At 72.0% G+C, this 20,453-nt stretch carries 20 protein-coding genes; 2 read left to right on the forward strand and 18 right to left on the reverse strand.

From position 1 onward, the window contains the following. Positions 1 to 2: 2 nt before the first annotated feature. Positions 3 to 638, reverse strand: coding sequence for a TetR/AcrR family transcriptional regulator (locus AB0D93_RS39885; RefSeq protein ID WP_362131129.1), 636 nt, complete (start codon positions 636 to 638; stop codon positions 3 to 5). Between the two features lie 143 nt (positions 639 to 781). After that, on the reverse strand, positions 782 to 4,945 hold the full coding sequence (locus AB0D93_RS39890) for a beta-ketoacyl synthase N-terminal-like domain-containing protein (RefSeq protein ID WP_362131132.1): 4,164 nt from the start codon (positions 4,943 to 4,945) through the stop codon (positions 782 to 784). A gap of 389 nt (positions 4,946 to 5,334) precedes the next feature. Here AB0D93_RS39890 and AB0D93_RS39895 point away from each other — a divergent pair, with 389 nt between their 5' ends. Continuing rightward, positions 5,335 to 6,102 (forward strand): hypothetical protein, encoded by a 768-nt coding sequence (locus tag AB0D93_RS39895; RefSeq protein WP_362131135.1) that lies wholly within the window; start codon positions 5,335 to 5,337, stop codon positions 6,100 to 6,102. A 548-nt stretch (positions 6,103 to 6,650) separates the two neighbouring features. On the opposite strand, the gene AB0D93_RS39900 is transcribed toward AB0D93_RS39895, so the two are convergent. From AB0D93_RS39900 to AB0D93_RS39910, 3 genes are all read right to left on the reverse strand, one after another. Further along, the gene (locus tag AB0D93_RS39900) at positions 6,651 to 7,847 is read right to left on the reverse strand and encodes an MFS transporter (RefSeq protein WP_362131138.1); all 1,197 of its coding nucleotides are present in this window, start codon (positions 7,845 to 7,847) and stop codon (positions 6,651 to 6,653) included. A 79-nt stretch (positions 7,848 to 7,926) separates the two neighbouring features. Beyond that, on the reverse strand, positions 7,927 to 8,514 hold the full coding sequence (locus AB0D93_RS39905) for a TetR/AcrR family transcriptional regulator (RefSeq protein WP_362131140.1): 588 nt from the start codon (positions 8,512 to 8,514) through the stop codon (positions 7,927 to 7,929). An 80-nt stretch (positions 8,515 to 8,594) separates the two neighbouring features. Further along, positions 8,595 to 9,548 (reverse strand): PDR/VanB family oxidoreductase, encoded by a 954-nt coding sequence (locus AB0D93_RS39910; protein ID WP_362131143.1) that lies wholly within the window; start codon positions 9,546 to 9,548, stop codon positions 8,595 to 8,597. Between the two features lie 189 nt (positions 9,549 to 9,737). Between AB0D93_RS39910 and AB0D93_RS39915 the strand changes: the two genes are divergently transcribed. Then, a complete protein-coding gene (locus AB0D93_RS39915) occupies positions 9,738 to 10,967 on the forward strand; it encodes an NAD(P)/FAD-dependent oxidoreductase (protein ID WP_362131204.1) in 1,230 nt (409 codons plus the stop codon). Positions 10,968 to 11,186: 219 nt separating this feature from the next. Here AB0D93_RS39915 and AB0D93_RS39920 read toward each other — a convergent pair whose 3' ends face one another. From AB0D93_RS39920 to AB0D93_RS39980, 13 genes are all read right to left on the reverse strand, one after another. Next, a complete protein-coding gene (locus AB0D93_RS39920) occupies positions 11,187 to 11,423 on the reverse strand; it encodes an acyl-CoA carboxylase epsilon subunit (protein ID WP_362131146.1) in 237 nt (78 codons plus the stop codon). Next, positions 11,423 to 12,934 (reverse strand): acyl-CoA carboxylase subunit beta, encoded by a 1,512-nt coding sequence (locus tag AB0D93_RS39925; protein ID WP_362131207.1) that lies wholly within the window; start codon positions 12,932 to 12,934, stop codon positions 11,423 to 11,425. The genes AB0D93_RS39920 and AB0D93_RS39925 overlap by 1 nt, the downstream gene beginning before the upstream one ends. Before the next feature lie 95 nt (positions 12,935 to 13,029). Further along, positions 13,030 to 13,734, reverse strand: coding sequence for a DsbA family protein (locus AB0D93_RS39930; RefSeq protein WP_362131149.1), 705 nt, complete (start codon positions 13,732 to 13,734; stop codon positions 13,030 to 13,032). Between the two features lie 36 nt (positions 13,735 to 13,770). Further along, on the reverse strand, positions 13,771 to 14,517 hold the full coding sequence (gene fabG, locus AB0D93_RS39935) for a 3-oxoacyl-[acyl-carrier-protein] reductase (protein ID WP_362131152.1): 747 nt from the start codon (positions 14,515 to 14,517) through the stop codon (positions 13,771 to 13,773). A 41-nt stretch (positions 14,518 to 14,558) separates the two neighbouring features. Beyond that, positions 14,559 to 15,047: a beta-hydroxyacyl-ACP dehydratase gene (locus AB0D93_RS39940; protein ID WP_362131155.1), complete on the reverse strand. Its 489-nt coding sequence runs from the start codon at positions 15,045 to 15,047 to the stop codon at positions 14,559 to 14,561. Continuing rightward, entirely contained in the window at positions 15,044 to 15,436 is a 393-nt protein-coding gene (locus AB0D93_RS39945) for a hypothetical protein (RefSeq protein ID WP_362131158.1), read from the reverse strand. The genes AB0D93_RS39940 and AB0D93_RS39945 overlap by 4 nt, the downstream gene beginning before the upstream one ends. Next, positions 15,433 to 16,524, reverse strand: a complete 1,092-nt coding sequence (locus AB0D93_RS39950; RefSeq protein ID WP_362131161.1) for a beta-ketoacyl synthase N-terminal-like domain-containing protein — start codon at positions 16,522 to 16,524, stop codon at positions 15,433 to 15,435. The genes AB0D93_RS39945 and AB0D93_RS39950 overlap by 4 nt, the downstream gene beginning before the upstream one ends. Next, entirely contained in the window at positions 16,521 to 16,907 is a 387-nt protein-coding gene (locus AB0D93_RS39955; RefSeq protein ID WP_362131164.1) for a DsrE family protein, read from the reverse strand. The genes AB0D93_RS39950 and AB0D93_RS39955 overlap by 4 nt, the downstream gene beginning before the upstream one ends. Continuing rightward, entirely contained in the window at positions 16,907 to 17,326 is a 420-nt protein-coding gene (locus AB0D93_RS39960) for a hypothetical protein (protein WP_362131168.1), read from the reverse strand. The genes AB0D93_RS39955 and AB0D93_RS39960 overlap by 1 nt, the downstream gene beginning before the upstream one ends. Further along, entirely contained in the window at positions 17,326 to 17,667 is a 342-nt protein-coding gene (locus tag AB0D93_RS39965; protein WP_362131171.1) for a hypothetical protein, read from the reverse strand. Before AB0D93_RS39965 ends, AB0D93_RS39960 begins: the two co-directional genes overlap by 1 nt. 58 nt (positions 17,668 to 17,725) lie before the next feature. After that, the gene (locus AB0D93_RS39970) at positions 17,726 to 18,706 is read right to left on the reverse strand and encodes a hypothetical protein (protein ID WP_362131174.1); all 981 of its coding nucleotides are present in this window, start codon (positions 18,704 to 18,706) and stop codon (positions 17,726 to 17,728) included. Then, a complete protein-coding gene (locus AB0D93_RS39975; RefSeq protein WP_362131177.1) occupies positions 18,703 to 19,527 on the reverse strand; it encodes an alpha/beta hydrolase in 825 nt (274 codons plus the stop codon). Before AB0D93_RS39975 ends, AB0D93_RS39970 begins: the two co-directional genes overlap by 4 nt. After that, on the reverse strand, positions 19,524 to 20,453 hold the full coding sequence (locus AB0D93_RS39980) for a beta-ketoacyl synthase N-terminal-like domain-containing protein (protein WP_362131180.1): 930 nt from the start codon (positions 20,451 to 20,453) through the stop codon (positions 19,524 to 19,526). Before AB0D93_RS39980 ends, AB0D93_RS39975 begins: the two co-directional genes overlap by 4 nt.

The raw sequence follows: 20,453 nt of genomic DNA on the forward strand, positions 1-20,453 counted from the left end.
AGCTACGCCGAAGCCTTGTTCTCCAGGAGGCCGAGCAGCAGCATCTTGAGCGCCTCCTGCAGTTCGCAGTGCAGGGAGCCGTAGCCCTCACTCGGCGACCCCTGCGACCAGCGGTACAGAATGCCGAGGTAGACGTCCCGCAGCACGTTCCCCACGTGATCGGGGATGAGATCGGCCCGGAACTCGCCCTGCCGGCAGCCGTCCTCCACGATCTCGGCGAAGATCTGGCCCACGTAGGGCTCCTCCAGCAGAGGGCGCCCGGCCTTGACCCATGCCATCAGCATCGCGGCGGTCGACTCGCGCTCCTCCTCGTTGAGGCTGCCGAGTATGGCCATGCACTGCTCCAGCCGGGAGACGGCTCCGCGTCCGCGGGGTTCGGCCCGGCTGATGCTCTCCATGAGAGCCTCGCGGCGCCGGTCGCCCCAGGCACGGATGAGGTCTTCCTTGCGCTGGAAGTAGTTGAAAAAAGTGCCGCGGGCGACGTCGGCACGTTCGGCGATCTCCTCGATGGAGGTGTGCTCATAGCCGTTCTCGGCGAACAGCTCCAGCGCGGAGGAGTAGAGCCGCTCTTTGACCTTCTGCTTGTTGCGCTCGCGACGCCCGAGCGGCTTGGGCGCGTCGGAAACCGAGGACTCCATGACAACTGCTCCATCCCAAAGGGTCAAGGCATCCACCCTTCACAGAACTTATACCACAGTTCAAGTACGACTGACGTACATCTTTCGAGACGGATGCAGAGGGTTCGGGCAGGCTATCGACCTACGGCGAAGGCGTGCCCGGGTCAGGCGGGGACGGCCCCTCCGGGGAGGCTGCCCATGATGCTTCCCAGGCTCTCCGCGCTCAGCAGGCGCCCCGCGGTCACCTCCATTCCGGTTTCCGCGCGCAGGCGTTGCTGCAGTCGTACGGCCATCAGGGAGTCGAGGCCGTAGTCCCGCAGCGGCCGGCGCGGATCGAGGCCGGTGGCGGGCAGTCCCAGGATCTCCGCGGCCCGCCTGGCCAGTTCCTCCTGTGCGGGCAACGGTTGCCCGCCGCGGGGTTCGGCGCGGGCCGGTTCGGCGGGCGGGCGCTCGGTGCGGACCGGTTCGGTGCGGAGAGGTTCGAGGTGGAAGGGCTCCGCGGGGGGCCGGGCCCCCGGCGCGCCTCCCGTGGCGTCCGGCGCACCGGCACCCCTCGGCGGCGCACCGACGTCGGCACCGGGGTCCTGCCGCTGCCCGATGTCCAGGCGTACGTACGGTGCCAGGGAGACCGCCCGGTCGATCAGTCCGGCGGCGCGCGACAGCAGGCTCCGCGCGCCCTCCCGTCCGAGATTCACGAGAGGAGCCCCGAGGCCGGCGAGGGGGGCGAGGTTCACGAGGGGAGCGAGGGCGGCGCTGCGCGGCCCCGTGCCGCCCGGCGCGTACGGCATGCCGAGCGGCTCGGACCGCGCGGTGGCGCCGTCCTCGCCGTCATCGCCGAGCCGCCGCAGCCGGATCCCGCGGAAGTCGGCGAGCACCCTGCCGTCACGGTCGAGGACCAGCGCGTCGGCGAGCACCTCACCGGCACCGTCGTGCGCCTCGAAGCGCACGACCGTCCAGAAGTCGTCGGTCGGCTCGCTCAGGAAGCCGGCGCTCGCGAACTCGACCGGCGCGTAGGCGAGTCGGGGGCCGCCGGCCCGCGCGGCCGCCTCCTGGGAGGCCAGCAGCAGCGGCTGGAGGGCCGTCTCCCAGGCGAGCGCGCGAGGCGCCTTGGTGCGCCGCATGCGCGCCACCACTTCGCTGTCGGAACTCCACAGCTGTTCCACGGCGGTGAACGCCTCGTCCAGTTCGATGCCCAGGTCGCGGGCCAGGTCCCGGAAATCACCGGCGGACAGGTACCGGTTGCACCGGCCGAGGACGGCGTCCAGTGTCCTCTTGGCGTCGAGGCCCTCCGTCGCGCCCACGTCCCTGAGTGTGGCGCCGGCGCACGCCGGTCGCTCACCGCCGCCCGGGAGTTCGGCGTCGACCGTGACCCGCCACGGCCGCCGGCTCCGGTCGACGCTGACGCGCAGCACGACGTCGCGCTCCCGGGCCAGATCGACCGTCTGCTCGCCGAGCCGCAGGTCCTCGACGGCGAACACCGCCGACGGGGCCGCCTGGTGCGCGGCCTCCAGGATCGCGGAGAGACACGCGGCGGGCGGCAGGGGCGCGCGGCCGAGCAGTCGTACGCCGGCACCCCATTCCTCGGCCCCCCAGTCGTCCACGGCGACGCGATGGACGTGCGCCGCCGGTGCCGCGAGCGGTTCGGTGGAGGCCTCCTGGCGGAATTCGAACTGGTGCCAGGCGTACGAGGGCAGCGGCGCCGGCCGGTAACCGGTGCCGTACCACCGCCGCCAGTCCACCCGGCCGCCCGCGGCGAAGAACCGGCCCACCGAGCACAGGAGTTCCGCGCGTTCGTCGACCTCGCGCCGCAGCGACGCCACCGCCGCGCCCTCCAGGCCGGCGTTCGCGAGGGTCTCCTCGACCGCGCCGACGAGCAGGGGGTGGGGGCTGATCTCGACGAACACGGTCTCCGCCGCGGCGGCGACGTCCCGCACCGTGTGGGTGAACCGCACCGGCATGCGGAGGTTGTCCATCCAGTAGCGCGCGTCCAGTTCGGGGCCCCGGACCGGGGCCCCGGTGACGGTGGAGACCATGTCCGTCGTGGCAGGCACCGGCGCGAGCCCGTCCAGTTCGGCCAGCAGCTCCGGCCGCAGCGGGTCCATGTGCGGGGAGTGCGAGGCGACGTCGACCCGCACCAGGCGGCACAGCACTCCCCTGGTCTCCAGGTCCCGCGCCACCGTGGCCAGTGCGGTCAGGTCGCCGGCGAGCACCGTGGAGGTGGGCGCGTTCTCGGCGGCCACGCACGCCTCCAGGCCGTGGGCCTCGACGACGTCACGGGCCCCCTGTGCGGACAGTTCGACGAGGAGCATGCCGCCCTCGCCGGCCGTCCGGCTCATCAGCCGGCTCCGGCGGCACACCACGGCCGCGGCGTCCTCCAGGGACAGGGCGCCGCTCACCTGCGCGGCCGCCACCTCGCCCATGCTGTGTCCGACGCAGATGTCGGGGTCCACGCCCCGTTCACGCCAGGCGGCGGCGATCGCCACCTGCATGGCCCACAGCGCCGGCTGTACGTTCTCCACGCCGGCCGGGAACTCCTGCGCCGGGCCGGTCAGCAACTCCTCAACCGACCAGCCGAGTTCGGACTCGACGGCCTTGTCGCAGGCGTGCAGGGCCGCCCGGAAGGCCTCGGAGGTGCGCAGCAGCACACGGCCCATGCCGAGCCACTGCGAGCCCTGGCCCGGGAACACGAAGGCGGTGCGCCGGCCGGTTCCGAAGCCGGCTTCGCGGACGCCCCCGCCGACGACGGGCTGTCCGTCGGCCAACGCACGCAGTCGCGCGGCCAGTTCGTCGTGGGTGGTGCCGGTCACCCACAGGCGGTGGGGGTGTGCGTCCCGGTGCAGAGCCGCGGTGGCGCACAGGTCGCGCAGCGGGTGCTCGCGGCCGCGGCCGCCGGGCGAGAGGTGGTCGGCGTAGGAGTGCGCCAGCCGGCGCAGCGACTCGGGCGAGCGTGCCGTGATCACCAGCAGGTGCCCGCCGTCGTCGGCCGAGTGGTCGGCCGGTTGGCGCACCGCTTCCGGTTCGGGCACGAACTCCCCCACTACGACGTGGGCGTTGGTGCCGGAGATGCCGAAGGAGCTGACGCCGATCAACGCCTGCGGACCGGCCTTGCGCAGGGGCTCGTTGGCGTCGACGACGGTCACCGGGAACGACCCGTCGCGCAGCACGGAGTTCGGGTTCTCCAGGTGGAGGGAGGCCGGGATCTTCCCGTGCCGGGCGATCAGCAGGGCCCTGATCAGTCCGGCGATGCCGGCGGCGGCCTCCGTGTGACCCATGTTCGTCTTGACCGAGCCCGTCCGCAGCGGGTTGCGGGGCGAGCGTTCCGCTCCGACGGCCTCCGCCAGGGCACGCAGTTCCACCGCGTCGCCGATGCCGGTGCCGGTGCCGTGGGCCTCCACGTAGTCGAGCTGCCCCGGAGTGATGCCCGCGCTCCGGCACGCCGCGCGCACCATCTCGACCTGACCGTCCACGGACGGCTGCAGCAGCAGCCCGCTGCTCCTGCCGTCGTTGGTGACCGCGCTGCCGAGCAGCAGACCGAGGACGCCGTCGCCGTCGCGGACCGCGTCGGACAGCCTCTTGAGCACCACGACGCCGGCGCCCTCGCTGCGCACGTACCCGTCGGCGGAGGCGTCCCCGAAGCGGCACCTGCCGCGCGGCGACAGCATTCCGCCCTGCGAGTAGGCGACGAAGTCGTACGGGGACAGGACCGCGTTGACGCCGCCGGCCAGGGCGAGATCGCACTCGCCGGTGAGCAGGCTCTGGCGTGCGGTGTGCACGGCGACCAGGGACGACGAACAGGCGGTGTCGATCAGGACGCTGGGGCCGCGCAGATCGAGTGCGTACGAGACGCGTCCCGAGGTGATGGCCCTGATCCGGCTGCCGGCCACGCTGCCGACGTCGGGTTCCCGCACCGGCTGGGTGGTCTCCGCGTACTCGGCCGTGGCCTGCCCCATGAAGACACCGGTACGGCTTCCGGCCAGATCCGACGGGCGGATGTTGGCGGCTTCCAGGGCCTCCCAGACGACCTCCAGCAGGACCCGCTGCTGGGGATCGGTCTTCCTGGCCTCGACCGGCGAAATCCCGAAGAACGCCGCGTCGAAGGCGAAGAGGTCGTCGAGGAAGCCACCGTCTCGTGAGACGGACTTTCCGGGGGTGGCCACCTCGGAACAATGGTACTCAGCCGGATCGAAACGGTCGGCCGGCACCCGGGTGATGGCATCGATATTGCGGAATGATAAATTCCAGTATTCGTCGACGCCATTGGCCTGCGGAAACCGGCAGCCCATGCCGACGACGGCGACTATTTCACCGGGATGCTGAGCTCGCTTCATATGCATGTCCCCCTTGAATCGATGCAAGACCGCCGATCGCCCCAGCATGACACGGCCGGTACGGCACGTGCGCGCTTGCGATGCAAGAATGCATCGGCGCCCAATCTTGCCCTAGAGGACGTTTACTTGACCTTCCCTGGCGCCAACCTTCAACAGTTCTTTACGATGCGTCCTCTTTACGTATTTTGACGAGATGATTACGTGATGCACATCACACAGAGGCCCGAAGCCGCAGAACCATGAACTAGGGTCTACTATTGATCTGCCATTGAAGCTTGATCTCAAGTCGATCACTTCGACCCGCTCGTTGACGCCAGTCCCCGGCACCCCCTCCCCCACGTCTCGCGCCAAGTGCAGGCCATATGTATTTCTCCGCAGAGAGGAATCAAATGATCGACAACCGCAGGAAGCATGCCGAAAGGGGACGGCAGTCCCCTGTGGGCGATCTCGGCGATTACCACCCGCGAGCAGAGTATTTCGAGCTGGCCGGGAATCTCTTCGAGTCCGCCCGCAAGGAGGTTCTCCTTGTCAACGGCCAGATGAACGGCTTCCCCCGCCCGGAGATCGAAAGGTTTCGCAGCAAGATTGCGGATTTACTGAGGCGGTCCGTCTCCGTCTCCCTGATCTGCCATCCCGACGAACTCGACGGCCACGGCCGCCAGGATTTCCTGGAGCGGATCAGCCGGACCCAGGGGGCCCAGGCGCGGGTCAGCACGGTGAAGGTGCACGGCACCTTCATCGTGGACCGCAGGTGGGTTCTCACCTGGAACTCGCCGCAGGACCGGCACTGCCTGCTCGTGCGGTCCCCCGCCATAGTCGACCCCATGCTGCGGCTCACCGACGCCGTCTGGGAGAGCGCCTGCGACCTGGAGACGTTCATCCACTGCCATCGCAACCGGCTGGACGAGAAGATCCCGCAGATCCTCCAACTCCTCGGCTCGGGCTGCAAGGACGAGGTCGCCGCACGGGAGATCGGCGTTTCCGTGCGCACCTACCGCCGCTATGTCGCGACGCTCATGGAAAAACTGGACGCCGAGTCGCGCTTCGAGGCCGGCGTCAAGGCGACGGCCTTCGGGCTCGTGAAGGTCGGCGACCGCCAACGGCGCTCCCCCGCCTGGCTGGTGCCGACGGCGAGCGACCTGGCCGGCTGCCGCTGACGGGCCGCCGGTGCGACGCCGCCCCGGCCGGTCACGGCGCCGGCCCCTGCCGCCGACGACGTACGGGCCTCCACGCCCCGGGCCCGGCAGGACAGACCGGAGGCCGCAGACCCGGGGAACCCCTCCGGCGCCGGTGCCCTGCCGCCCCGGACCACCATCACGGCCCCGGCGCCGGCACCTGCCCACAACGGCGCACCGCGACCTCCGCCTCGGCAGGACAGACCGGAGGCCGCAGACCCGGGGAACCCCTCCGGCGCCGGTGCCCTGCCGCCCCGGACCACCATCACGGCCCCGGCGCCCGCACCTGCCCACAACGGCGCACCGCGACCTCCGCCTCGGCTGGGCGGACCGGTGGTCACGGAGGGCACTGGTCGGGTGCCGGGCGGCGTGGCTTCGCGGGTACGTCGTACCGTTCCGGCGCTCGCGGCACCCGGGCCGGAGCCCCGCCGTGTGGTGCGCTCGGCCGGACGCCGGCGGCCCCGGGTAGGGCCGGCCCCGGCAGGGGGACGACCGGCGCGCGGCGGAGCGTGCATGCCTCTCCTCTTCGGTCAGGCCCGGTCCACCGGGACGCCTTTGGCGGGCGCCGCGGCGCCGGCACCCGTCCCCCGCGCCAGGGCGGCGGGCGTCCACAGCAGGTTGACGACCGCGCCCAGCAGGGCCAGGACACCGAGGACCAGCGGCAGTCCCAGGGGCGAGAGCCCGCAACCGAGCAGGGTGCCGCCGACGGCCGAGCCGATCGCGTTGCCCAGGTAGGTCGCCGAGGAGTTCAGCGACACGGCGCCGGTCCCGTCCTCGGGCCGCAGCTTCAGCATGCGGTGCTGCTGCGGTGCCACCTGGCTCCAGCCCACGACGCCCCACACGAAGAGCAACAGCCCGGCACCGAACGCCTGTTGTCCCAGGAGGGGCAGGAGCGCGAGGACCGTGCCGAGGATGCCGAGGACGGTGGTCACGAGGGCACGGGTGTCGCGCCAGCGGTCCACCAGCTGCCCGATCGCGAAGCTGCCCAGCAGACCGCCCAGCCCCCACGCCCACAGATACGGGGTGATCTGGGAGGTGTGCAGGGTACGGCCCAGCAGCTGGGACACATAGGTGTAGGTGCCGATGCTGGCGACGGAGCCGGCCAGGGTGATCAGCGCGACGGCCACGACGCTCCGGTCGGTCATGGCGCCGAGCCGGGCGCGCACGGACGGTGCCGCGGCGGCCTGTACGTTCGGCAGGTACAGCACGATCCCGGTGAAGGCGAGCGCGGTGAGCGCCACGACCAGCCACATGGTGGATCGCCATCCGAAGTGCTGGGCCAGCAGCAGGCCGAGGGGCACGCCCAGCACCACACCGGTGGACATGCCCCCGGTGATCATCGCCAGGGCCCGGCCGCGGCGTTCGGGGGCGACGAGCCCGGCCGCGGCCGCCGCCGACATCGGGGAGTACAGCCCCGCTCCGACACCGGCCAGCGCGCGGGCCGCCAGCAGCAGCGGCAGGGAGGAGGACACCGCGGTCAGTACGTTGCCGGCGGTGAAGACGAGGAGGGCCAGCAGCAGGACCGTGCGCATGGGCCGCCCCGCGGCCGCCGCGGCGCACAGGGGCGCGAGCAGGGCGTAGGAGAGGGTGAAGACGGTGACCATCTGGCCGATCGCGGACACCGACGCGTGCAGGTCCGCGCTGATGACGGGCAGGATTCCGGCGACCACGAAGGCGTCCAGGCCCAGGGCGGCCGACCCCAGGGTGAGCGGAACGGCTCTGCGCATGTGTGTTCCTTCTTCGATTGCTTGGGTGGTGTCGGTGGCGTCGGTGGCATCGACGGTTGGTGGACGGCGCGTCGAGCCGTCATCGGAACGCGGCCAGGACCGTGTCGACCACGTCGACCAGGCGGCGGACGTCGTTCGTGGTGCGCCCCGTCTCCCACAGCCCCTGGACGGTGACCAGCAGGGCGCGGGCCGCCGACCGGGGTTCGGGGACGTGACCGAGTTCCCCTTGGACAAGGGCCTGTTCGAGCGCGCCGACGAGGCGGCCCTCCACCCGGCGCTGGTGGCCGGAGACGATGCTCAGCACCACCGTGTCGCCGGGCAGGAGTTCCAGGGCCGAGTTGGCCAGCAGACAGCCGCGGCCGCCCGCCGCCTCCGCCGCCTGGCGCCGCAGATACCTGCGCAGCCCGCCGAGCGGTGAGGGCCCCGCCGCGAAGTCGGCGTCGAGCAGTGCCAGTCGGCGGTCGGCATAACGGGTCAGGACCGTGGTGAACACGGCGCGTTTGGTGCCGAACGCGGCGTAGAGGCTGCCTTTGTGCAGCCCGCTGGCGGCGAGCAGGTCGGCGACCGTGGTCGCGTGGTAGCCGCGTTCGTGGAACTGCCGCTCGATGGTGTCGAGCACGGCATCGGTGTCGAACTGCCGCGGCCGTCCCGGACTCTTCGCTGTCACCCTGCCGACGTTATGGTCCTGCCGGTCAAGAAATCGCCGGACGTCAGCTTCCTGCCATTTCCCGGCGGGGGCCGGGTGGTTCAGAGGTCGAGAACGAGCCGGTCGTCCCGGGTCCGGGAGACGCAGACCATCATCACCTGGCCGCCGAGGCGTTCGTCCTCCGACAGCACCGAGTCCCGGTGCTCCGGCCGGCCCTCGAGCACGGGCACCTCGCAGGTTCCGCACGTTCCCTCGGCACACGAGGACATCACGGGGATGCCGGCGTCCTCCAGGACGGTGAGGACACTGCGGTCCGGCGGCACGGTGAGGGTGACGCCCGACGCCTTCAGTACGACGTCGAACGCGGTGTTCCGCGCGCTCTCCCCGGGCTGCCCGGCCCGCGGGGCGAACCGCTCGCTGTGCAGGGTGCCGGACGGCCAGTGGCGGCTCCTGGCCTCCACGGCGTCCAGGAGTCCCTCGGGTCCGCAGGCGTAGACGAGTGTGTCGGGTGCCGGTTCGCCGAGCACGGAGTCCAGGTCCAGCAGGCCGGTCTCGTCCTCGGGGCGGACGGTCACCTTGGGGCCGTGGGCGGCGAGGTCGTCCGTGAACGCCATGGACGCGCGTGACCGGCCGCCGTAGAGGAGGTGCCAGTCCGCACCGGCGGCCTCGGCTGCGGCGATCATGGGCAGGAGGGGAGTGATGCCGATGCCGCCGGCGATGAACCGGTAGCGGGCCGCGGGCAGGAACGCGAAGTGGTTGCGCGGTCCGCGGACGTCCACGGTGTCGCCCACCGCGAGTGCGTCGTGCACATGGCGCGAGCCTCCCCGGGAGTCCGGCGCGCGCAGTACGGCCACCCGGTAGGTGTGGCGGTCGTCGACGTCCCCGCACAGCGAGTACTGCCGTACCAGGCCCGCACCGAGTACGAGGTCGATGTGGGCCCCGGGTGACCATCGCGGGAGTGGGCCCGGGTCGGTGGAGCGCAATGTCAGCAGTACGACTTCGTCGTTGAGCGCGGTTTTTCCGGCCACCGTCAGTTTTCCGTCGAACTCGTCCACGGAACCCTCCCTCGCAGTCGACTCAGCGCCGACCGTAGGAGTTCTGACGGCGGCGTGCGCCGCAGTGACAGGTAGGTGACATTCCCCGGCCGCCGCAGAACTCCGGCGCCTAAATTGACGGGACGTCACTCTTGCGCAGACGCCCGAGTTGGTGCCGTCGAGAAGGAGCGGAACGTGTACGACGTGATTGTGGTGGGCGCTCGATGTGCGGGTTCTCCCGCCGCGATGCTGCTCGCTCGGCGTGGATACCGAGTACTGGTGCTGGACAGAGCGACATTTCCGAGTGACACCCCCTCCACGCATTTTCTGCACACCCCCGCTGTCGCCAGGCTGAAGCGCTGGGGACTGCTCGACCGGGTGCTCGCCACCGGATGCCCGCCGATCACGAAGATCGTCTGGGGCATGGACGACATCACCCTGAGCGGGCCGCCCCCCGCGCACGAGGGGATCGACTACGCCATCGGCCCGCGCCGTACGGTCCTGGACAAGATCCTGGTGGACGCGGCGGGTGAGGCCGGCGCCGAGGTGCGCGAGGGATGCACGGTCGACGAGATCATTGTCGAGCGGGGACGGGTGGTGGGCGTACGGGCGCACGACCGCGAGGGTGCCGTTTTCCAGGCCCGCGCGAAACTGGTGATCGGGGCCGACGGCATCAATTCCGTGGTGGCGCGGACCGTACGCCCGGCGGAAATCATGGGTGCCGGCCCGGCGACCGCCGTCTGGTACAGCTACTGGCGTGACACGGGAATCGACCACGAGATATTCGTGCGCGTGGACGGCCGGGAAGTATTCATCATCCCGACGAACGACGGCGACGCGAACGTCATGGTCGGCTGGCGCCATCACGAAATGGCGGAATTCCGGAAGGACATCGAGGGCAACTACCACGCCACCCTTGATCTTTTCCCGGGCATAGGGGACATGGTGCGCCGCGGAAAGCGGGTGGAGCGCTTCTACGCGTTCAGCGACACCCGCCAGTGGCTGCGCGTCCCGTACGGGCCCGGCTGGTGTCTGCTCGGTGACTCCTCCCATCTGAAGGATCCGATCGCGGGCATCGGCATCACCGACTCCTTCCGCTCGGCGGAGGTCCTGGTCGAGCGGATCGACGAGGTGCTGTCCGGCGCACGGACCGAGGACGACGCGTTCGCCGACTACCGGAAGTGGCGCGACGAGACGTTCACGGAGGCCTTCGGACAGCATCTGCGGGCCGCTCGGCTGGACCTCTACCCGGCCGAGATGCTCAAGGTCATCGAGGCGTGCAAGTACACCGACGAGCACCGGGTCGCCTTCTTCGGCCTGCTCGGCGCCCTCACTCCGCTGCGTGAGTTCTTCACTCCCGAGCACTGCGCCCGCATCCTCGCCGACGCGGAGGCGGCGACGGGCCGGCCCTGGTCGCTCGAGGGACCGCTTCCCGTGTGACGTTGCACGGACCGGCGGTACGGACGGATGCGGGGCGGTCGGCCGGACCGCCCCGCATCCGTGTGCGGGTGCTCCCGGCGGGCGCCGGAGGAATGCTCCGCCGACACCGACACCGACAAGGGCACCGGCACCGGCAATCCGGCGAACGAGGACCGGCGCCGAACGTGCCGGGGCCCCGGTGTCCACCGCACACCGGGGCCCATGGTGTGGCCTTTCCCACTACGGCATCTCCGCGGAGGCCCACGCGGCGGGGGCCCGGTACTCACCACGCCGGTCCCAGACCGCACGGCGCCCCCGCGCCCCCGTGTCCTCGCTCCGCCCATCCGAGACGGTACGAACGCGCGCCAGGAGGAGGGCCGTCACCACGGCGATCTCATCGGCCGTCGGCCGCCCCCGGGTCACCCGCAGAAGCGCGGAACCGCTGTCGCCCGCCTCCGGCTCTGCCGCGCCGGCCATCAGACGGGCGGGTTTCCGTGCTTGCGGGACGGCCGGTCCGCGTGTTTGCGCCGCAGCATCTCCAGCGAGCGGATCAGCACGGCACGGGTCTCGGCGGGGTCGATGACGTCGTCCACCAGCCCCCGTTCGGCCGCGTAGTACGGATGCATCAGCTCGCTGCGGTACTCCTTGATGCGCAGGGCGCGCACCTCGTCGGGGTTGTCCGAGGCCGCGATCTCCCGGCGGAAGATGACGTTGGCGGCACCCTCCGCCCCCATCACCGCGATCTCGTTCGACGGCCAGGCGAAGGACAGGTCGGCGCCGATGGAGCGGGAGTCCATCACGATGTACGCGCCGCCGTACGCCTTCCTCAGGATCAGCTGGATGCGCGGGACCGTCGCGTTGCAGTACGCGTACAGCAGCTTGGCCCCGTGCCGGATGATGCCGTCGTGCTCCTGGGCCACGCCCGGCAGGAAGCCCGGCACGTCGACCAGCGTGACCAGCGGGATGTTGAACGCGTCGCACAGGGTGACGAACCGGGCCGCCTTGTCGCTCGCGTGGATGTCCAGCACCCCGGCCAGCGCGGACGGCTGGTTCGCGATCACGCCCACCGGGTGTCCGTCCATGCGCGCCAGTGTGCAGACGACGTTGGGCGCCCAGCCGGGCTGGATCTCGAAGTGCTCGCCGTCGTCGACGATCTCCTCGATGACCGCGTGCATGTCGTACGAGCGGGAGCTGTCCACCGGTACGAGGTCCAGCAGGGCACCCGTGGGCCGGTCCGGCGGGTCCGCCGTGGGCACGACGGGCGGGAGTTCCCGGTTGTTCGACGGGAGGTAGGACAGCAGGTGGCGGACGTCCTCCAGGCAGCTCGCCTCGTCGTCGTACGCGAGTGCCGCCACGCCGGAGACGGACGCGTGCACCTGCGCGCCGCCCAGGCCGTCGAGGCTCACCTTCTCCCCCGTCACCGCCTGGACCACATCGGGCCCGGTGATGAACATCTGCGAGGTCTCCCGGACCATGAACACGAAATCGGTCAGCGCCGGCGAATAGGCGGCCCCGCCGGCGCAGGGTCCGAGCATGACGCTGATCTGCGGGATGACGCCGGAGGCCCGGGCGTTGCGCTGGAAGATGCCGCCGTACCCGGCGAGCGCGGTGACGCCTTCCTGGATGCGGGCGCCTGCGCCGTCGTTGAGGCTGACCAGCGGGGCGCCGGCGCGCTCGGCCAGCTCCATCACCTTGTGGATCTTCGTCGCGTGTGCCTCTCCGAGGGCGCCGCCGAAGATCCGGAAGTCGTGGGCGTACACGAAGACGGTGCGTCCGTCGACCGTGCCCCAGCCGGTCACCACGCCGTCGGTGTGCGGCCGGCGCGCCTCCAGGCCGAAACCGGTGGCACGGTGTCTGCGCAGGGGTTCGATCTCGTGGAAGGAACCGGCGTCGAGCAGCAGGTCGATGCGCTCGCGCACGGTCAGTTTCCCGTTCCCGCGCTGGCGTTCCGTCGCCGCGGGGTCGCCCTGGACGACCGCCTCCTTCATCTCCCGCAGGGCTCGCGTACGGCCGCGCAGCTCCGTGTCGCGGTCGGTCGCCGCGCTCGGGCCGACGCCGTCCCTGAGTCCGGTCGGAGTCCCCATCAGCCGCACCCCCCGGCGTGCCCGTCGTCGAACGTCGCCGGCCGGCCGGGCACCTCGGGCGCCTGTGCCGCGGCCGCCTCGGACGCCGCGCGTGTGCCGCGCACCGCCGCCACGAAGTCGGGCAGCCGGTCGATGCCCCAGAACTTCTCCCGTCCGACGACGAAGAAGGGCACCCCGAACACCCCGTCCCGGTGCAGCGCCACCAGCGCCTCGGTGGCCTCGCGGCGGACGTCCGGGTCGTCGTACGCCGTCTCCGCCTCGCCGCGGTCCAGGCCCAGTGCGGAGGCGATGTCACCGATCGTCTCGCGCCGGGAGATGTCCTGCCCGTCCTGCCAGCGGGCCCTGGAGACGGCCGCCACGTACGCGCGGCCGAGACCGGCGCGTGCGGCGTGGAAGTAGGGCAGATGGGAGATCTCCCAGCACGGGTCGCGGTCGAGCGGCCAGGTGACCGTCAGGTTCCGCCGCGTCGCCAGCCGGCGCACGTCCTGGAGGATGTACAGGTGCTTCGTGCGGGACATGGGGGTGTACAGGAACTCGCCCCCGGCGTCGGCCAGTTCCTTCGCGCTGCGGTCGTCCGGCTCCCAGAACGGCCGCCACTCCACCTCCTCCGCCACGTCCGGGTAGGTGTTCAGCAGGTCGTACTGCGCCAGCCAGGAGTACGGGCTGCGCAGGCTGAAGTAGAAGCGGGGTGCTGCTGTGGGCATGCTGGCTCCCTTGGTGAACGGCGTCGTCCGCGCGGATCAGAGCCCGATGGCACCGTCGATCTGGAAGACGCCCGCGGTGATGTACGAGGCCCGCGGCGAGGCCAGGAAGGAGACGAGGTCGGCGACCTCCTGCGGGGTCCCCCAGCGCCGCAGCGGGATGCGCGCGGTCAGCTCCGTGCGCTGGGCCTCGGTCAGCGCGTCCGTCATGTCCGTCTCGATGAAGCCCGGCGCCACGGTGTTCGCCCTGAGCCCGTACGGGCCGATCTCCTTGGCGAGGGAGCGGGTGAAACCGATGATGCCCGCCTTGGACGCGGCGTAGTTCGACTGTCCCGCGTTGCCCAGCACTCCGGCGACCGACGAGATGTTGACGATGTTGCCCCTGCGTCGTTTGAGCATCGGGAAGACGGCGGCGCGGCAGAGGTTGAAGACGCCGGTGAGATTGGTGTCGATGACGCCGTGCCAGTCGTCCTCGCCCATCATCAGCAGTCCCTTGTCCCGCGTGATGCCGGCCGAGGTGACGACCAGTTCGATCGCCCCGAGGCCGTCCTCGGCGGCGGTGACGAACTCGCGCACGGCGGCACCGTCGGCGACGTCCGCGCGCAGGGCGAGGACCCGGGCACCCCGGTCCCGCGCCTCGGCGGCGACCTCCTCGGCCGCGTCGGGACGGGAGTGGTAGCAGAAGGCCACGTCGTAGCCGTCCGCCGCGAGCTGGGTGACCACGGCCCTGCCGATGCCGCGCGAGCCACCGCTGACCACGGCGACGGGCCGTTGCTGTGCCGACATGACTGTTCCTCCTTGGGCCGGCTGCTGCCGGGTCTGCGGGATCATCGGGGGTCGGGGTGCGGGCGCAGGGACTCCGCCGGCCGCATGGCCATCAGGACCTGGCCGACGGTCATCACGGTCGTGCCGTCGACCTGTGCGTCGCCCTCGAAGACGAGGGTGTCGCCGAGGGAGCGGACCAGCCGTACGTGGTGCTCGACGACGCTGCCGGGCAGCACCGGCTCGCCGAACTCGACGTCGCCCAGCGAGCCGAACAGCATCACGTCGCCGGTCAGGACGTCGGGGTTGGGCCGGTCCCAGGTGGCCAGCACACCGGCCGCCTGGCACCAGGACTCGATCAGCAGCACCTGCGGATACGCGTACGGCGCGGCGGACGTCTTCGGTCCCGTCCCCGGCGCGTACCACGGCTCGTTGGCGGTGACCGCCTTCAGCGCGGTGAGGCTCTCGCCGGGGAGGATGTGGGTCACCCGGTCCACGAGGAGCATGGGATGGCGGTGCGGAAGGATCCGCTCGAGTTCCGGTACGCCGATCATGCGTCGCCTCCAGGCCGTGCGTAGCGCAGTCGAATCCGGGCGATGTCCTGCTCGGTGCGCGTGATCCGGGCGTCGCACTCCCAGTGGCCGGCCCTGGAGGTGATGCGGACCGTCAGGTCCAGGACGTCGCCGGGGAAGGCCGGGCTGAGGAACCGCGTACCGCGGACCGCGGCCAGCGCCGGCTCGCGCCCCAGGGCGTGCGCCGCCAGCAGCACGCTGTGGTGGGCGCATTCGATCAGGCACACGCCGGGGAAGATCGGGAAGCCGGGATAGTGACCGGCGAAGATCGGGTTGTCGTGGTCGACCAGGACCCTGGTGGTCACGGTGAGCGGGTCCGCGTCCTCGAGGCGGACCAGCTCGACCGGCGTGGTCAGCGGTGTAGCCGTCATCCCGCGATCCTCAGGACGGCGCAGCCGACGAGCCCGTCGCGGTCCACGGACGGCACCAGGGCGACCCGGCCGCGTGCCTCGGGCGCGTCCTCCGCGTGGGAGAGCACGGCGGCCACCTGCATGACGGCGGAGGCGGCGCCGGTGTCGCCGATGGTCTCCTCGACGGAGATCCGGCGTGGCGCCGGGGCGCCGAGGACATCGGCGGCCGCGGCGGCCGACACGCCGTCGGCGGTGTCGAGGCCGACGGCCCAGACGTCCCCGGCGGCGACACCCGCCTCCGCGAGCGCCTTGCGCATGGCGTCGGCGAGGGCGGCCCGCGGGTTCTCCAGGGCCACGCGGATGCCGACGGTGAGCAGTTCGGCGAGGACGGGACGGCCGGCCCGCCGGGCGGCCTCAGCGGACTCCACGAGCAGCAGGGCGCAGCCCTCACCCAGCACCGGCGGCCCCTCGGACTCGGGGCGTGCGTGCCATTCCAGCCAGGCGCGCTGCGGGGAGAACTCCTCCACCGCCCCGCACAGCACGGTCTCGGCGTGCCCGCACTGGTGCAGCCGGACGGCGTAGCCGAGGGCGCTCAGGCCGCTCGCCTTCCCGCCGGCGATCGTCGTGTTGGGGCCGCGCAGGCCGTGCCAGATGGCGCACTGGCCGGCGGCACAGTTCATGACGGTGTTGGGGAAGCGGGCCGGATCGACGAGGTAGGGCTTGTCCTGGGTGAGCGAGTCCCGGGTGAAGTCCATCATCGACTGCGCGCTGCCGGTGGTGGTGCCGAGCACCAGGCCGACGTCCTGTCCGTCGCCGCCCGGCTCCGCTCCCGAGATGCGCTGGTCCTCCAGCAGCATCCCGACGGTGGCCACCGCCAGGCCCGTCGCCCGGTCCATGGAGCGGGTGTTCTTGCGGCCCAGTACGGCCCGGGTCTCGAAGTCCGGGACCAGCCCGGCCTGTTTCACCGGCAGGGCAGGCCCGTCGGGTGCGCCGTCGGCGCAGTCCCGGATGCCGCTCCGCCCGCCGCGCAGCCCTTCGCTGAACGCGCGCGCTCCCCTGCCCAATGGTGATGTCGCCGACCAGCCGGTCAGCACCAGTGGGTACGTCACAGGAACCACACTCCTTCGTAATGACGCCAGTACGCGGCCAGCTCCGCGAGGCCCTTGACCTCTGCTCCGTCCATCAGCCGGTCCGGTCCGCACCCGGAACGGGCCAGGCTCACCTCGTCGACCCACACCCGCACACCCGAGGCCAGCAGCTCCCGCAGGCTCCTGCGCGGGTCCGGAACCGTGATCTCGTACGGCCCCGCGCGCAGCACGGGCACCGGCTCGGCGGCCACCGCGTAGGTGACCGCGGACCCCCGCAGCAGCAGGTCCAGGCCACCCAGTTGGGAGTGCAGGCCCTGGCTCACGTACAGCAGGTCGGAGAACTGGACCTCGGCCGCGCCTCGGTAGCCGCGCTCGATGATCGCGAGCAGTGCCCGGCCGGCCATCAGGCACCTCCCACGTAGACGGTGGTGGCCGAGGCCGCGACATGGCGGGGGAACCTGCTGAACGACCGTGTCGCGATGCCGTCGATGTGCTCGGTCGCGCCCCGGTCCTCCGCGCAGAACCGGCAGACGTACCACGCGAACGTGTCCGGGTGGCTCTTGAGGAGGCCGCCGATCACGGCGGCGGTGGAGGGGTGCTCGGTCCGCAGGTCGCGCAGGTCGCGCGGTTTGACGGCGCCCAGGCCGCGCTGGGTCAGTGCCGTGGCGTAGCCGCAGGCCCACACCTGCACGCTCGCCCCGCGACGCAGCGTGGCGTCGGCGAGCCGCAGCACCGTCGTGACGGTGTCGGAGTCGAAGGGCGGGGCGGTGAGGGTGATCAGCAGGTCCCAGGTGCCGGACCGAGCGGTGCCGGGTTCCGCCATCAGTGCCACACCACCTTGACGCCGGGCACCAGGAGCAGCCCGGCCACCTCGTCGGCGTCGACCACGCCGACGCCCTGCGCCACGTCGCTGTCGCGCACCGCGCGTTGGCGCAGCGAGAACCCGTCGACGAGGACGGTCACGCCGGCCGCCATCGCGTGCCGGAGCCTGCGTCGTTCCACGGCCGCGTCGACGGCGGCGTCCTGCATGAGGACCACCACGACCCGGCTGCCGTCTCCGGTCAGCAAGGGGGCGATCTCCAGGAGGCCGGCCGCCTCGCCCCGCTCGCCGCCCTTCGTCTCGACCAGCAGGTGGTCGACGTCCTGCGGGGGGCGCACCCGCATCCCGGTCTCCTCTCTGCGCGGCGTGCGGCACGCCGGCCGGCGTGCCGCGCCGCCCGTGTCAGCCGCCGAGGGCGGCCAGCATCCGCTCGTCGAAGTCGACCAGGTTCCAGTCCCGCCGGTTCTTGATGACGGCGTAGCCGTGGGTGATGCGTCCCTCGGCGGTGCGCACCAGCCGGCCCTCACGCAGCACGTAGCAGTCCATGCGCGCGGTGTAGGTGACCCCCTTGTAGACCTCCTCCACGGTGAAGACGGTGTAGAGGTCCTCCTCCATCAGCGCCTCGTCCAGCAGCGTGATCGTCGACCGGGGCACCACGGGGATCCAGTTCTGGTCGTCCAGCAGGGTCTTGATGGAGACCCCCCGGTCCGCCAGGAACAGGTCGACGACCTCCTCCATCTGCCGCAGGTAGCCCGACATCTGCAGGCGCTCGGTGAAGTGGCAGTAGGGGTAGGGGATCCGCCAGCGCCAGGCGAAGGAGTTGGTGCCGCGGGTGAGTTCGGCGAGCACCGGGTCGCCTCCGCTGCCGCCCCGGCCCAGGGCGAGGGGGGTGACCACCGGAACGGGCAGGTCGGTGGGTGCGGGGCGGCGGATCGCCTCGGCGGTGAACGGCCGCAGTTCCCCGGGCGCCGGCTCGGCGGAGCCGCCCCGCTGGTCGGTGCGCAGCAGGACATGGACCCTGGAACCGGCGGACTTGACCGGCTTGCCGTCCCGTTCGACCGTCAGGCTCACGTCGAAGCAGAGTTCGCCGGCCTCGCCCCGGCGGGCGGGGCGTACCTCGGCGTCGACCAGGTCGTCCATGTGGAAGGCGGAGGTGATCCTGGTGTCCAGGTGGACGAACTCGGCACACAGGCCGTGGCGTTCGTAGAGCTCGCGGGCCGGCACGCCGCTCTGCCGGAAGTGGTCGAGGACGGCCTCCTCGACCAGGTAGTTCACGTGCTTGAAGCCGATCCAGGTGCAGATGTTCGAGCCCTCGTAGCGCGGGCGGACCTGGACGGTCGTCGGTGTGGCGAGCAGCGGGGGCAGGGTCGTGGTGACCGTCATATCGGTGTCTCCTGGAGATGGTGGGACGCGGGGGCCGGCCGGTGGGCCGCCGCCGCGGTGGTGGCGAAATCGTTGATGGCGCCGGCGAGTCGGTCCGGGCGCTCGATCATGGGGAAGTGGCCGCATCCGGCGAGGATCTCCACACGCGCCGCGGGCAGGGCGGCGGCGAGGTCCAGCAGTCCCTGGGCGCGCGCCCCCGCGTCGTCCGCGCCGCCGATCACGAGGACCGGTGCTTCGAGCCGGGCGGGCCGGAGCAGCGCCGTGCGCAGAAAGGTGTCGAAGAAGCGCAGCCAGGTGTACGGGCCCATGAGGTCCCGCAGCCGGATCGCCATGTCCGTCCGGGTCTCGTCGCTGATGCGAGTGCCGGCCCGCAACCGCAGCCCCTCGTCGAGCATGCGGCGGAACCCGTCGGCGTACTCGGCGATGGCCGTCCACTCGAACGCGGCCGGGTCGGGCCGGTAGAACGGGGAGACGAGCACGGTGGGACGTCGCCAGCGCGGGCCCTCGCGCTCGGCGAGTTCCAGGAGCACGTTGGCGGCGAAGGAGTGCGCGACCACCAGGCCGATCCGGTTCCCCGCCGCGCGCTCGGCCGCGTCCACGGCGTCGGCGACCCAGCCGGTGACGTCCCGTTCGAAGGCCCAGCGGACGTCACCGGTCGGGGACCACGGCAGCGGTACGTCCCACAGCCGGAACCGGTCGTCGAGCAGGGGATCGAGCGGGTCCCATCCGTTGACGCCGCCGCCCATGCCGTGCAGGAGCAGCACGTCGACCGGTGCGGTGCCGGCCCGGGCGGGCCGCCGCATCCTGGGCGGGACGCTCATCGGGCCGCTCCGGCCCCGTGCAGTACGAGCGTCGCGACGCCGTCCGCGCGGTGGCCGGACCGGGCGAGCACGCCGCCGTGCCCGCCGTCGCCCAGCCAGTGCGCACCCAGCGCGCACTGCAGCACGCCCCGGGCACCGGACGACGGCCCCACGACGCTGTCCAGATCGCACACCCGGGCGTCCGGGCCGGTCGGCGGGGTGGCCTGGCCGGCCTCGGACAGGACGAGGCCCACCGGCGTGCCGGCCAGGTCCTGCTCGACCGAGTCGGCCGTGCCGGTGCCGCGGACGTACGCGCCGACCCGGGCCAGTGCGGGCGCCCGCCGTGCCGCGGCGGACCCCGGATCCTCCAGCACCAGGGCGGCCGCGCCGTCGAAGACGTCTCCGGCCAGTTCGCGGACGTACGCGTTGGTGGTCTCGACCCCGACGACCAGCGCCCGCCGGGCCCGTCCCGAACCGATGAGCACCGCCGCCCAGTGGACGGCGTCCAGGCCGGAGGCCTCGCCGTTGCAGAGCATCAGGTTGGGGCCGCGCAGCCCGAACTTGATGGCGATCGAGGAGGCGACGACATTGCTGGAGGCGTTGGGCAGGTCCATCGGCGACGTGCCGGCGACGCCCTGCCCGCGGATCGTCTCGGCGGCCCGGCAGACCGTGTGGAGATTGCCGAGGTTGGAGCTGACGACGACGGCGAAGGACTCGCTCCCGGCCACCGCGCCGGTCTCGTCGAACAGGGCGGCCCCGTCGAGCGCGTACTTGCCGGCCAGCATCGCCAGCCGCGTCGCGCCGTCCTTGTAGCGCAGCCCGCGTCCGCCCAGCAGGGCCGCCGGGTCGAAGCCGGGGTCCGCCACGGGCCCGGTGCCGTCCAGGAGTTGTCCGGGCGATGCGACCCCGGCGGCGGCGATGCCGGTCCCGGTCACCACGGCTGCCAT

The organism is Streptomyces sp. NPDC048191 (assembly GCF_040652655.1).
Taxonomy (GTDB): domain Bacteria; phylum Actinomycetota; class Actinomycetes; order Streptomycetales; family Streptomycetaceae; genus Streptomyces.

Excerpts from the sequence above, each read along its gene's own strand:
- AB0D93_RS39885 (WP_362131129.1), bottom strand. The coding sequence starts at position 638 with ATGGAGTCCTCGGTTTCCGACGCGCCCAAGCCGCTCGGGCGTCGCGAG.
- AB0D93_RS39980 (WP_362131180.1), bottom strand. The coding sequence starts at position 20,453 with ATGGCAGCCGTGGTGACCGGGACCGGCATCGCCGCCGCCGGGGTCGCA.
- AB0D93_RS39925 (WP_362131207.1), bottom strand. The coding sequence starts at position 12,934 with ATGAAGGAGGCGGTCGTCCAGGGCGACCCCGCGGCGACGGAACGCCAG.
- AB0D93_RS39960 (WP_362131168.1), bottom strand. The coding sequence starts at position 17,326 with ATGGCGGAACCCGGCACCGCTCGGTCCGGCACCTGGGACCTGCTGATC.
- AB0D93_RS39900 (WP_362131138.1), bottom strand. The coding sequence starts at position 7,847 with ATGCGCAGAGCCGTTCCGCTCACCCTGGGGTCGGCCGCCCTGGGCCTG.
- AB0D93_RS39930 (WP_362131149.1), bottom strand. The coding sequence starts at position 13,734 with ATGCCCACAGCAGCACCCCGCTTCTACTTCAGCCTGCGCAGCCCGTAC.
- AB0D93_RS39945 (WP_362131158.1), bottom strand. The coding sequence starts at position 15,436 with ATGACGGCTACACCGCTGACCACGCCGGTCGAGCTGGTCCGCCTCGAG.
- AB0D93_RS39895 (WP_362131135.1), top strand. The coding sequence starts at position 5,335 with ATGATCGACAACCGCAGGAAGCATGCCGAAAGGGGACGGCAGTCCCCT.
- AB0D93_RS39940 (WP_362131155.1), bottom strand. The coding sequence starts at position 15,047 with ATGATCGGCGTACCGGAACTCGAGCGGATCCTTCCGCACCGCCATCCC.
- AB0D93_RS39965 (WP_362131171.1), bottom strand. The coding sequence starts at position 17,667 with ATGCGGGTGCGCCCCCCGCAGGACGTCGACCACCTGCTGGTCGAGACG.
- AB0D93_RS39970 (WP_362131174.1), bottom strand. The coding sequence starts at position 18,706 with ATGACGGTCACCACGACCCTGCCCCCGCTGCTCGCCACACCGACGACC.
- fabG (WP_362131152.1), bottom strand. The coding sequence starts at position 14,517 with ATGTCGGCACAGCAACGGCCCGTCGCCGTGGTCAGCGGTGGCTCGCGC.
- AB0D93_RS39975 (WP_362131177.1), bottom strand. The coding sequence starts at position 19,527 with ATGAGCGTCCCGCCCAGGATGCGGCGGCCCGCCCGGGCCGGCACCGCA.
- AB0D93_RS39920 (WP_362131146.1), bottom strand. The coding sequence starts at position 11,423 with ATGGCCGGCGCGGCAGAGCCGGAGGCGGGCGACAGCGGTTCCGCGCTT.
- AB0D93_RS39955 (WP_362131164.1), bottom strand. The coding sequence starts at position 16,907 with ATGGCCGGCCGGGCACTGCTCGCGATCATCGAGCGCGGCTACCGAGGC.
- AB0D93_RS39890 (WP_362131132.1), bottom strand. The coding sequence starts at position 4,945 with ATGAAGCGAGCTCAGCATCCCGGTGAAATAGTCGCCGTCGTCGGCATG.